The 12184-nt window shown below is 66.5% G+C and carries 12 protein-coding genes and 1 pseudogene; 10 read left to right on the top strand and 3 right to left on the bottom strand.

Annotated features, from left to right (window positions below):
• Positions 1–140 precede the first annotated feature (140 nt).
• Positions 141–677 carry a hypothetical protein gene (locus tag A5686_RS12520; protein ID WP_067934505.1) on the top strand — a complete coding sequence of 179 codons (537 nt, stop codon included), beginning with the start codon at positions 141–143 and terminating at the stop codon, positions 675–677.
• Between the two features lie 311 nt (positions 678–988).
• Complete coding sequence (locus A5686_RS12515; protein WP_067934502.1) at positions 989–1513, top strand: hypothetical protein; 525 nt, start codon at positions 989–991, stop codon at positions 1511–1513.
• On the opposite strand, the gene A5686_RS12510 is transcribed toward A5686_RS12515, so the two are convergent.
• The 3 genes from A5686_RS12510 to A5686_RS12500 all read right to left on the bottom strand — a co-directional run bounded on the left by A5686_RS12510 (position 1507) and on the right by A5686_RS12500 (position 3389).
• Positions 1507–2403 (bottom strand): sigma-70 family RNA polymerase sigma factor, encoded by an 897-nt coding sequence (locus A5686_RS12510; protein WP_067934500.1) that lies wholly within the window; start codon positions 2401–2403, stop codon positions 1507–1509. The genes A5686_RS12515 and A5686_RS12510 overlap by 7 nt on opposite strands.
• The gene (locus tag A5686_RS12505) at positions 2400–2996 is read right to left on the bottom strand and encodes a carboxymuconolactone decarboxylase family protein (RefSeq protein WP_067934498.1); all 597 of its coding nucleotides are present in this window, start codon (positions 2994–2996) and stop codon (positions 2400–2402) included. Before A5686_RS12505 ends, A5686_RS12510 begins: the two co-directional genes overlap by 4 nt.
• 78 nt (positions 2997–3074) lie before the next feature.
• Positions 3075–3389, bottom strand: coding sequence for a type II toxin-antitoxin system VapB family antitoxin (locus A5686_RS12500; RefSeq protein ID WP_067934496.1), 315 nt, complete (start codon positions 3387–3389; stop codon positions 3075–3077).
• 246 nt (positions 3390–3635) lie between these two features.
• Here A5686_RS12500 and hrcA point away from each other — a divergent pair, with 246 nt between their 5' ends.
• From hrcA to era, 8 genes and pseudogenes are all read left to right on the top strand, one after another.
• Complete coding sequence (gene hrcA, locus A5686_RS12495; RefSeq protein WP_067934494.1) at positions 3636–4667, top strand: heat-inducible transcriptional repressor HrcA; 1032 nt, start codon at positions 3636–3638, stop codon at positions 4665–4667.
• Positions 4668–4724: 57 nt separating this feature from the next.
• Positions 4725–5873, top strand: coding sequence for a molecular chaperone DnaJ (gene dnaJ / locus A5686_RS12490; protein ID WP_067934493.1), 1149 nt, complete (start codon positions 4725–4727; stop codon positions 5871–5873).
• A gap of 21 nt (positions 5874–5894) precedes the next feature.
• Positions 5895–6714, top strand: a pseudogene (locus A5686_RS12485) (16S rRNA (uracil(1498)-N(3))-methyltransferase).
• 85 nt (positions 6715–6799) lie between these two features.
• Positions 6800–7858, top strand: a complete 1059-nt coding sequence (locus A5686_RS12480; RefSeq protein ID WP_067934489.1) for a PhoH family protein — start codon at positions 6800–6802, stop codon at positions 7856–7858.
• A gap of 20 nt (positions 7859–7878) precedes the next feature.
• Positions 7879–8412, top strand: coding sequence for an rRNA maturation RNase YbeY (gene ybeY / locus A5686_RS12475; RefSeq protein ID WP_067934488.1), 534 nt, complete (start codon positions 7879–7881; stop codon positions 8410–8412).
• A complete protein-coding gene (locus A5686_RS12470; RefSeq protein WP_067934486.1) occupies positions 8409–9668 on the top strand; it encodes a hypothetical protein in 1260 nt (419 codons plus the stop codon). The genes ybeY and A5686_RS12470 overlap by 4 nt, the downstream gene beginning before the upstream one ends.
• Before the next feature lie 54 nt (positions 9669–9722).
• Complete coding sequence (locus tag A5686_RS12465; RefSeq protein WP_067934484.1) at positions 9723–11033, top strand: hemolysin family protein; 1311 nt, start codon at positions 9723–9725, stop codon at positions 11031–11033.
• Complete coding sequence (era, locus tag A5686_RS12460; RefSeq protein WP_067934482.1) at positions 11026–11925, top strand: GTPase Era; 900 nt, start codon at positions 11026–11028, stop codon at positions 11923–11925. The genes A5686_RS12465 and era overlap by 8 nt, the downstream gene beginning before the upstream one ends.
• The last annotated feature ends 259 nt before the right edge of the window (positions 11926–12184 follow it).

Below are 12184 nucleotides of genomic sequence, written 5' to 3'. Positions count from 1 at the left end.
CGTCGTAACGTGACCCACCTGAGACACAAAATCCGAAGTCACGGTGCACACTTACACCATCTTCATCCATTGGAGACGTGTGACCGCGTGCGGACATCGGCAGATATCCGCCACGGTTCATGTGTATCGAAGGGGGACCTGTGAAATCCGTGAAGTCCGTTGCCACGGGCGTGGCGGCCTTGACCGCCATTGGCGGCGCCGCCGCCGGCGTGGCTTCCATTGCCGCACCGATCGGCCTCGATCAGGTGAAACTTGCCGCGGTCGGCGCGCCACTGCCGCAGGACCCGCCGCCGCCTCCGCCCGCGCCGCCGGGAGTGCCGGGGCAGTTGCCGACGGCTGACCAACTGGCCAATCTCTGCACCCAGGTAACCGACCCTGGGGTCAACTACAGGGACAAGACCAACCTCGTCGAGAACGGCATTCCTCAAAACGAGGGCATGGTCGCTGATCACGACCTGCGCAAGGCGTATCGCAACGGAAACTTCCCCGAGCAGTTCAACGTGACCAACATCGCGCCGGCGGGTCCGAACATGGCCCAGGCCGACGTGGGCATCACGGGGCCGAAGTTCGCCGGGCCGGTCAACAAGCACCTGGTGTTCGTCAACCAGAACGGAAACTGGGTCTTGCAACACGACGCGGCGCTTGCGCTGCTGCAGGCGGCGACGGCGACCAACTAAGACAATTCGGCGTCGAGTAATACCGACGCTTCAAACCAATCCCCATGCGCCCCGCACGGCGGCGCATGGGGATTGGCGTTGAAGCCCGGTACGCACCGATCGGTCGGCCCGGCGGCATCGGCGCGTGTCTTCGCACAGCGGGCGCAGGAGTTCGGTCACGTTTCTTCCATATCGGAATGTCGTAACGTATCGGTGCCCAGCCGCGAAATACCGGACGCAAAGGGCACGCTGACACCATCCACGCCGCCACCAATGGGCGATGCGGATCGCTGGTCATGCGTCGAGATTCGTGCTCGTCTGGAGGGGGGACCATGGGAATCGTCAAGACCATTGCCACCGGGGTGGCAGCGCTGGCCATCGTCGGGGGGGTGGCCGCGGGCGTGGCCTCGGCCGCGACGCCGAGTGAGCTTGCCGCCGGAGTGCGGCTTACCACCGTCGGTGCGCCGCTTTTGCAGGATCCGCCGCCGGCGCAGCCGCTTATGAATGCCAGTGTGCCCACTTCCGATCAGCTGACCGGCGTGCTCACCACCCTCGCCGACCCCAAAGTCGCCTTCTCCAACAAGAGCAACCTCGTGCAGGGCGGCATCAGCGGAATGGCCGCGCACGTTGCCGACAAGAAGCTGCAGAAGGCGGCCAAGAACGGCGACCTGCCGCTGTCGTTCGGTGTCACCAACGTCCAGCCGGCCGCGGACGGTTCGGCGACCGCCGACGTCGCGGTCTCCGGCCCCAAACTGACGTCGCCGGTCACGCAGAACGTCACTTTCGTCAACCAGGGCGGCGGCTGGGTGCTGTCGCGGGCGTCGGCGATGGAGTTGCTGGAGGCCGCCGGTCAGTGATCGGCGTGTAATGCGCGCAGGTCCAATCTGGCGATGCGCGCCGGATCCGCCAGTACGTCGATGGCGCGGATTCTGTGGCCGCGCACCACGAAACCCATGATGGACGCCGCACGGCCGGCGATAAAAATAACCGCTCCGGCGGCACCGTTCACCGTCGCGGCGCGCACTTCGCGTTCCGGACCGGCGTAACTGCGGGCCAGCTGAGCCACCGAGGATGCCCCCTCGGCGCGGAAGACGGCCGTGTCGGCGCCGAAATCACCACGCAACACCACGTCGGGATGGAGCACCGCCACCAGGCGGTCGAAGTCGCCGCTGCGCCCCGCCGCGAAGAAGGCGTCGACCACCTCCCGTTGCGCGACCAAGGTGCCGTCGGGAGCCGGGTCGGCCTGCTCGATCCGGCGTCGGGCCCGGCTGGCCAGCTTGCGGGCCGCTTCCGGCGTTCGATCGACGATGGCCGCGATCTGGTCGAACGGCACGGTGAACACGTCGTGCAGCACGAACGCCAGCCGCTCGGCCGGCGGCAGCGTGTCCAGCACAACGAACAGCGCCAGCCCCACCGCGTCGGCCAGCATCGCGCGGTGCTCGGGGTCGAATTCACCTACGGCCTCCACGATCGGATCCGGCAGGTGACCGGAAAGTTCCTCGCCGCCGTGAGTGCGGCGGTCGCGCAACACGTTCAGGCAGATGCGCGCCACCACGGTGGTCAGCCAGGCGTCCAGGTTGGCGATGCGGTTCATCCCGTCCGACTCGGCGCTACGGCTCAGCCGCAGCCACGCCTCCTGCACCGCATCCTGAGCGTCCTCGAGCGAGCCCAGCATGCGGTAGGCGATGGCGCCCAGCTGCGGTCGGGCCGCCTCGAAGCGAGCCGCCAATGACGGATCCGCCGTCATGGCCGATCGGTCTCGGGTAATGCGCACACTCGGTCAGCCGAAAAGCCCGACGACCCGATACCGAGGGCGATGTTGAACCGGGCGCGCATGTTGCCCAGGTTGATGACGTGGGTCAGGCCGACGAGCTGCGGCGTGTCGAAGTGGGCACGCAGCGCATCGAAAAGTTCATCGGTCACCTCGACCGGGGTGCGACTCATCGCGGTGGCGTACTCGAGGATCAGCTTGTCGACGTCGGAGAAACAGACGGCGTTGCGATAGTTGGCCATCGCCAGCAGCTCTTCGTCGGTGATGCCCCACTTCCGGGCGATCTGTGAGCCGAGGTCGATGCAGTACTCGCAGCGCACCGTCGTCGCTGCCTTGAGCTCCGCCAGCGCACGGTGACGGGGGCTGAGAATGTCAAGTTTCGACTCGGCTTGCTCCAACTTGCCGTAGGCGCTGAGCAATCGAGGGATATGCGCATACATCCGCAGCGGCTCCAACATTCCCGCGGTTTCGAGCCCGGCCATCTGCGCTAGCTTGCGTTTGGTGAAGAAGAAGGCGATTTTGGCGCCGAGGCCGGCGTCGCGGTCGGAGACTCCTTGCAGCCGTGACATGGCGATCCTCCTGGCAAGTTGTGGTCAGAAACCAACGTCCTTACTAGGTCGACACGCGGGGAGCCTCGAGTGTGACGCTTACGCGGGCGAGCCCAGCGGCACATCCATGTCGTACACCCGAGCGTGCAGCACGGTGCGGTTCCGCAGAGCGGCCCGCACCGCACGATGCAGGCCGTCTTCGAGGTAGGTGATGCCCCTCCACCGCACCGCGTGGGGGAAGAGGTCGCCGTAGAAGGTGGAGTCCTCGGAGAGCAACCGGTCCAGCGCGAGCACCGTTGTCGTGGTGACCAATTCGTCGAGCCGGATCTGTTGCGGCGGTATCTGGGACCAATCCCGATAGGACAGATTGTGCTCGGGATACGGCTTGCCGTCGCGCACGCCCTTGAAAATCATCGGCCGACCGCTCCCGACTCATTGCTATGGCACGACCGGTTCATTCTGGAAAGGCTAGCCGGACTGATGTCCGTCAGCACCGATGCGTTCGAAGAAAATTTTCGACAGCACCGCCGGTGTGACGGCGACGACTGGCGGTGATCCCTGCGGTCACCGGCTCCGCCGAACCGCCGCGGATAACCGTCGGCGCCGCCCGTGTCCGTAAAATGAATCCGGTCAAGGCGGTATCGAAGGAGGTGGCGGCCGGTGGGAAGTGCCGATGACCGTCGGTTCGAGGTGCTGCGCGCCATCGTCGCCGACTTCGTCGCCACCAAAGAGCCGATCGGTTCCAAGGCGTTGGTGGACCGCCACAACTTGGGCGTCTCGTCCGCCACGGTCCGTAACGACATGGCGGTACTCGAGGCCGAGGGCTACATCACCCAGCCGCATACCAGTTCCGGCCGGGTGCCGACCGAGAAGGGTTACCGCGAATTCGTCGACCGGCTCGACGAAGTCAAGCCCCTGTCCTCGGCCGAACGGCGCGCGATTCAGAGCTTCCTCGAGTCCGGTGTCGATCTCGATGACGTCCTGCGGCGGGCGGTTCGGCTGCTCTCGCAACTGACTCGACAGGTGGCCGTGGTGCAGTACCCCACGCTGTCGTCGTCCACGGTGCGTCACCTCGAAGTGATCGCCCTGACCCCGGCCCGGCTGCTGATGGTCGTCATCACCGACTCCGGCCGTGTCGACCAGCGGGTAGTCGAACTCGGTGACGTCATCGACGATCACGAACTTTCTCAGCTGCGCGAGATGCTCGCCCAGGCGCTGGTGGGCAAGAAGCTGTCCGCCGCGTCGGTGGCGGTCGCCGACCTCGCGGGACAGCTGACCAGCCCAGAAGGTTTGGGTGACGCCGTTGGCCGGTCGGCAACGGTGTTGCTGGAATCGCTCGTCGAGCACACCGAAGAGCGCCTGTTGCTGGGCGGCACCGCCAACCTGACCCGTAACGCGGCCGATTTCGGTGACTCGTTGCGCTCCATACTGGAAGCGCTGGAGGAGCAGGTGGTGGTGCTTCGCTTGCTGGCCGTCCAGCAGGAAGCCGGTAAAGTGACGGTGCGCATCGGCCACGAGACGGCCGCCGAGCAGATATTGGGCACCTCCGTGGTGACCACCGCCTACGGCACCCCCGACACCGTCTACGGGGGAATGGGTGTGCTGGGGCCCACCCGGATGGACTATCCGGGAACTATCGCCAGCGTTGCTGCGGTTGCTCGTTATATCGGCGAAGTCCTGGGTGCTCGATGAACGCGCACCCGCAGGATGGGTAGGCGCGGGAAAAAACCAGGTATAGGAGAGTCAAGCGTGGCACGCGATTACTACGGGCTGCTCGGCGTGAGCAGAAACGCCAGCGACGCGGAGATCAAGCGCGCGTACCGCAAGCTGGCGCGCGAACTGCATCCGGACGTCAACCCCGACGAGGCCGCGCAGGCGAAATTCAAGGAGATCAGCGTCGCATACGAGGTGTTGAGCGATCCCGAGAAGCGGCGGGTCGTCGACCTGGGCGGGGACCCACTGGAGAACGCGGCCGCGGCGGGCGGCGGTTTCGGCGGCTTCGGTGGCGGCCTGGGCGACGTGTTCGAGGCCTTCTTCGGCGGCGGCTTCAGCGGCGGCGCGACCTCCCGCGGTCCGATCGGGCGGGTGCGGCCGGGCTCCGACTCGCTGCTGCGGATGCGGCTTGACCTCGAAGAGTGCGCCACGGGCGTGACCAAGCAGGTCACCGTGGACACCGCGGTCCTGTGTGACCGATGCCAGGGTAAGGGCACCAACGGTGATTCGGTACCGGTGCCCTGCGACACCTGCGGTGGCCGCGGCGAGGTGCAGACGGTGCAGCGCTCGCTGCTGGGGCAGGTGATGACGTCGCGGCCGTGTCCGACGTGCCGTGGCGTCGGCGTCGTCATCCCCGATCCGTGCCACCAGTGCATGGGCGACGGCCGGGTGCGCGCCCGGCGCGAGATCAGCGTCAAGATCCCGGCCGGCGTTGGCGACGGCATGCGCGTGCGGCTCGCCGCGCAGGGCGAGGTCGGGCCCGGTGGCGGGCCGGCCGGTGACCTGTACGTCGAGGTGCACGAACAGGCCCACGACGTCTTCGTCCGCGAAGGCGACGACCTGCACTGCACGGTTTCGGTGCCGATGGTTGACGCCGCGCTGGGCGCCACCATCACCATCGACGCGATTTTGGACGGCGTCAGCGAGATCACCATTCCGCCGGGGACGCAACCGGGCTCGGTCATCACGCTGCGTGGTCACGGCATGCCGCATCTGCGGTCCGGCACCCGAGGTGACCTGCATGTCCACGTCGAGGTGGTGGTTCCCGCCCGGCTGGACCACCGCGACACCGAACTGCTGCGCGAGTTCAAGACTCACCGCAGCCGCGATGTGCCCGAGGTCCGCTCGACTCACGCCGGCGGAGGCTTGTTCAGCCGGCTCCGCGAAACCTTCACCGGTCGCTAGTCTGGCGCCCGGAGGCGCGCCATGGTCGCGACCCTGTTCTACCTCGACAAGCTGCCCGAGCCCGGCTCGCTCGCCGTGCTGGGCGGCGACGAGGGTTTTCACGCCGCCTCCGTGCGGCGAATCCGTCCCGGCGAGCGACTCGTCCTCGGCGACGGCGCCGGAACCCTGGCCCATTGCGAGGTGGAGCACGCCGGGCGCGACGGGTTGCGCGCACGGGTCCTCGAGCGCTGGAGTGTGGCGCCGGGGTCCCCGTCCGTGACCATCGTGCAGGCGCTGCCCAAGTCGGAGCGTTCGGAGCTGGCCGTCGAGCTGGCCACCGAGGCCGGCGCCGACGCGTTCGTCGCGTGGCACGCCGCGCGCTGCGTGGCTAACTGGCAGGGCAATCGGGTCAACAAGGGGTTGCGCCGATGGCGTGCCGTCGTCCGGTCGGCGGCCCGGCAGTCCCGTCGGGCGTACATCCCCCCGGTCGACGGCGTGTTGTCCCCCACGGAGCTGACACAGCGGATTCGCGCGGAGGTGGGCGCCGGCGCAACGGCGTTGGCCTTGCACGAGTCGGCCACCGACCGACTCGCCGATATCGATCTGGCACAAGCGAATTCACTGCTGCTGCTGGTCGGTCCAGAAGGCGGGATCGCAGAGGACGAGATGGCGGCGCTGTGCGACGCCGGCGCGGCGGCGGTGCGGCTCGGTCCCCAGGTGCTGCGGACGTCGACGGCCGCGGCTGTGGCCCTGGGCGCGCTCGGGGTGCTGACCCCGCGCTGGGACCAGCGCGGGGACGTGCCGGCAAACGACGTTGCGCCGCCGGGTCGCGACGGCGACGCGGCGTCGAGTACGTTGCTGAACACTGACCAACCGGAGCCCTCGGCGTAGACTGAGACGGCCCAGCAACCCACCGACAAGCCGAGAAAGCAGGCATCGAGAGCCACGTGACACCCCGCGAGACCAGCGCCGCTGACGCTGCCGGAGCCGTGCCGGCCTCTGCTCAGGTTCGTAGCAGCATCGATGTTCCGCCCGATGTCGTGATGGGCTTGTTGGGTTCGGCGGACCAGAACCTGCGGGCCCTGGAGCGCAGCTTGAACGCCGACTTGCATGTGCGTGGCAATGCGGTCTCCCTCGCGGGTGAGCCCGCCGACGTCGCGCTCGCCGAGCGGGCGATCTCCGAACTGGTCGCGATCGTTGCCGGTGGCCAGCCGTTGACCCCGGAGGTGGTTCGCCACAGCGTCGCCATGCTGGCCGGCACCGACAACGAGTCCCCGGCCGAAGTGCTGACCCTGGACATCTTGTCGCGGCGCGGCAAGACGATCCGGCCCAAGACGCTCAATCAGAAGCGCTACGTCGACGCCATCGACGCCAACACCATCGTCTTCGGGGTCGGCCCGGCCGGCACCGGCAAGACGTATCTGGCGATGGCCAAGGCGGTCAACGCGTTGCAGACCAAACAGGTAAACCGCATCATCTTGACCCGCCCGGCCGTGGAAGCCGGTGAGCGGCTTGGCTTTTTGCCCGGCACACTCAGCGAGAAGATCGATCCCTATCTGCGGCCGTTGTATGACGCACTGTACGACATGATGGATCCCGAGCTGATCCCCAAACTGATGACCGCCGGAGTCATCGAGGTGGCTCCGCTGGCGTATATGCGCGGCCGCACGTTGAACTCCGCGTTCATCGTCCTCGACGAGGCGCAGAACACCACCGCCGAGCAGATGAAGATGTTCCTCACCAGACTGGGCTTCGGATCGAAGATCGTGGTCACCGGCGACATCACGCAGGTCGACCTTCCGGGCGGCGCGAAATCCGGCCTACGCTCGGCGATGGAAATCCTGGACAGCGTGGATGACATCCACATCGCCGAGCTGACCAGTGTGGACGTGGTCCGCCACCGGCTGGTCTCGGAGATCGTCGACGCTTATGCGAAATTCGAAGAGCCTGGTCTGGCGATGAACCGGGCGTCGCGGCGGGCGACGGGCTCGCACGGTCGCCGATGATGGTGCGGTGAGTGGGTTCTATGAGCATTGAGGTATCCAACGAATCGGGTATTGACGTCTCCGAAGCCGAACTGATCAGCGTCGCGCGGTTCGTCATCGCCAAGATGGACGTCAATCCGGCTGCCGAGCTGTCGATGGTGCTCCTGGACACCGCCGCGATGGCCGACCTGCACATGCGCTGGATGGACCTGCCCGGCCCGACCGACGTGATGAGCTTTCCGATGGACGAGCTCGAGCCGGGTGGACGCCCGGACGCCCCCGAGCCGGGACCCTCCATGCTGGGCGACATCGTGCTGTGCCCGGAATTCGCCGCCGGTCAGGCCGCCTCGGCGGGCCACAGTCTGGGGCACGAGCTGGCGCTGCTGGCCATCCACGGCGTGCTTCATCTGATCGGTTACGACCACGCCGAGCCGGACGAGGAGAAGGAGATGTTCGCCCTGCAGGACCGGTTGCTCGAAGAATGGGTCGCCGACCAGGTCGAGGCCTACCACCAGGACCGCCAGCAGGAACGGGACCGTCGATTGCTCGACAAGTCAAGGTATTTCGACAATTGAGGCCGTTCAACATTCTGGCGGCAGCTACCATCGCGTTCGCGCCCTTGCCGGTGTGGGTCATTACCGACACTCAAGCGCTGGCGGCCCCGTGTGCCGGCGCGGGATCGAACCCGGTCGCCTGCGAGCACTGCATGTTCTACGTGAACGCCTATCACACGGCGAACGTATGCAACGAGGACCGCCATGGCGTCCAAGGACCCCCGAGCACCGCGCCCAAGCCAATTCCGCCAATTCCCATTCCGGTGTACGAGCCGCCCCCGCTCCCGTCGCCGGTGGAGGGTCCGCTGATACTTCCGCCGCCCAACTCCGGTTTGCTTCCGGTGCAGGAGATCAGTCCGCCGGGGCCGGACGCACCACGGAACGCCCCGGTGGTGGCACCGCCGCGTGGCCTGGATGCGCCGTCGTTGGCGATCGCGGCGGCCAAGGCCGCACCGCTGACGCGCGTCGACCCCGCCAACCCACCGAAGCCGCCCACCCAGGTTGATCCCAACCAGCAGGTGCAGAACGTCGTGAGTTCTCACCGCGACAACGTCGACATCCTCAAGATTGACGATCAGAAGTTCGTCCGACCGCGCCACTGGGAGTACCTCGACTACGACGACGCCTATCGTCGCCCGACGATCTACAACCCGCTCAATCAGCCGGTTACGCTGCACTACTTCTACAACGGCGCCTACCAGCAGGCGTACCTGCCGCGCGGAGCGCGGATGGTGCTCGACGCGACCAGCGTCGGCGTCGTCCCGTTCACCGCGGTCAGCGACAGCTATGTGGCGGCCGGCAGCTTTTACGGCGGGGGCTCAATACCGCCGCCGAACAACGGCGCGCCGCCACCGGACTACAAGCCGCCGGTTCCGCCGAAGCTGTACGAGAATGTCACGGTGTTCGTTCCCGCCAAAGGCGAGACCGTCGAAGTGGGCCACGTTGCGGTGGTGGGTCACGACGGCGGCCAACCGGCGGGCGGCCAGGATACCTTCCTGCTCGACGACTCCACGCTGGCGTGGGGGCAGATCGACAATTCCAGCAGCGCCCCCGCCCAGATCAGGGTGATCAAGACCCAGCCGACACCGGGCGTCGGGCCGACGGACGACGGCAGTTTCTTGGTGCTACTGGCCGTTCACCACCAGGAGCCCGGTCAGCCCCAACAATCAGGGTGGACGCTGCCGTTGCGCTTCGGGGGGTTTGCGGTAGTGGTGGGTCTGATCGCCTGGTTGCTCAACCGCCGGAATCGGAGCGGGGAGCAGCAGGCTGACACCTAAGCTGCAGGCCAAAGCCACAGGGGAGTCAGTGACCGAGTCAAGGTATGTCGACAATTGACGGGCTGGTCTGAGCTGTTCGGTGCAGTCGCGCTGATCGCGCTGGGCGGGCTGTTCGCGGCGATCGATGCGGCAATCAGCACGGTGTCGCTGGCCCGGGTTCAGGAGTTGGTGCGCGACGAGCGGCCCGGGGCGGTGGCGTTGTCCAAGGTGATGTCGGAACGGCCGCGCTACATCAACCTGGTGGTGCTGCTGCGGATCGCCTGCGAGATCACGGCGACCGTACTGCTGGTGGTGTTTCTCTATGACAACTTCGGGCTGAGATGGGGATTGTTCGGCGCGGCCGCCATCATGGTGGTGACCAGCTTCGTCGTCATGGGGGTGGGCCCACGCACCCTCGGTCGTCAGAACGCCTACTCCATTGCGCTGACGACGGTGCTTCCGCTGCAAGCGATCTCGTGGCTGTTGATGCCGATCAGCCGGTTGCTGGTGGTGCTGGGTAACGCGGTGACCCCCGGCCGCGGGCTGCGGAACGGGCCGTTCGCCTCCGAGATCGAATTGCGCGAAGTCGTCGACCTGGCTCAGCAGCGCGGCGTGGTCGCGGCCGAAGAGCGCAAGATGATCCAGTCGGTCTTCGAACTCGGTGACACCCCGGCCCGCGAGGTGATGGTCCCGCGCACCGAGATGATCTGGATCGAAAGCGACAAGTCCGCCAGCCAGGCCATCAACTTGGCGGTGCGCAGCGGGCATTCCCGCATCCCGGTGATCGGCGAGAACGTCGACGACGTCGTCGGGGTCGTGTATCTGAAAGACCTTGTTCAGCAGACGGTTTTGTCCGGCGACGGCGGGCGGACCCCTCCGGTGTCGACGGTGATGCGCCCCGCGGTCTTCGTGCCGGATTCCAAACCTCTGGACTCTCTGCTGCGGGAAATGCAGCGCGACCGCAACCACATGGCTCTTCTCGTCGACGAGTACGGCGCGATCGCCGGCTTGGTCAGCATCGAAGATGTGCTGGAAGAGATCGTCGGCGAGATCGCCGACGAGTACGACCAGGCGGAGACGGCGCCGATCGAAGACTTGGGCGACAAGCACTTCCGGGTGTCGGCGCGGCTACCGATAGAAGACCTGGGCGAGCTATACGACGTGGAGTTCGACGACGACCTCGACGTCGACACCGTCGGCGGCCTGCTCGCCCTGGAATTGGGCCGGGTGCCGCTGCCGGGCGCCGAGGTGGTTTCGCACGGTCTGCGGCTGCGGGCCGAAGGCGGCACCGATCACCGGGGCCGGGTACGGATTAACACCGTTTTGCTCAGCCCGGTCGAATCCGACGATTCGCCCGATGGCGAGGAGCCCGGGCCGCATGACTGAATTTCGTTCCGGCTTCGTATGTTTGGTCGGTCGCCCCAACACTGGGAAATCGACACTGACCAATGCGCTCGTCGGGACCAAGGTCGCGATCACCTCGATGCGGCCACAGACCACCCGGCACACCATCCGCGGCATCGTGCATCGAGACGACTTCCAGATCATCCTGGTCGACACGCCAGGCCTGCACCGACCGCGCACCTTGCTGGGCAAGCGCCTCAACGACCTTGTGCGCGATACCTATTCCGAAGTCGACGTGATCGGGCTGTGCATTCCCGCCGACGAAGCGATCGGTCCGGGAGACCGGTGGATCGTCGAACAAATCCGTTCGACCGCGCCGAAGACGACTCTGGTCGCGATCGTCACCAAGATCGACAAGGCGCCCAAAGATCGGGTAGCCGCGCAGTTGGTGGCGGTCAGCGAGCTGGTCGGTGACTCTGCCGAGATCGTTCCGGTGTCGGCGGTGACCGGCGCTCAAATGGACATCTTGATCGACGTGCTGGCCGCCGCGCTGCCGCCTGGGCCGGCGTATTACCCCGACGGTGAGCTGACCGACGAGCCCGAAGAGGTTCTGATGGCCGAATTCATTCGGGAGGCCGCCCTCGAGGGCGTTCGTGACGAGCTGCCGCATTCGTTGGCGGTGGTCATCGACGAAGTCAACCCGCGGCCGGATCGTGACGACCTGATCGACGTCCATGCCCTGCTTTACGTCGAACGCGACAGCCAGAAGGGCATCGTCATCGGCAAGGGCGGCGCCCGGCTGCGAGAGGTCGGTACCGCCGCGCGCGCCCAGATCGAGAAGTTGCTGGGCACGAAGGTGTACCTCGACCTGCGCGTCAAGGTCGCCAAAAATTGGCAGAGCGACCCCAAACAGCTTGGCCGACTGGGCTTTTAACGGTCACAGCCGTGCCGCGCTGGCGACCGGCGCGCGCGGCACTCACCGGCGCGCTGCCGACCAATAGGCGAGTTTCATGCGTGCTAGCGCCGCTGCTAGCGCATTTGGAAAAGACCATATGCCACCCACCGGCTACGCGTGTGGCTGATGTGAACATTGATGCGGAGGATCGCCACGTCAGACCAGCACCCCGATGGTCTCCAACGACGGATCGGCCGCGTCGGGAAGATTCATGCCGGCGTTGGCGCCCGAGCGCAAA

The organism is Mycobacterium sp. E2479 (genome assembly GCF_001667925.1).
Lineage (GTDB): Bacteria > Actinomycetota > Actinomycetes > Mycobacteriales > Mycobacteriaceae > Mycobacterium.
The sequence above is the reverse complement of the archived record's forward strand: the minus strand, read 5'-3'. Positions and strand labels throughout refer to the sequence as shown.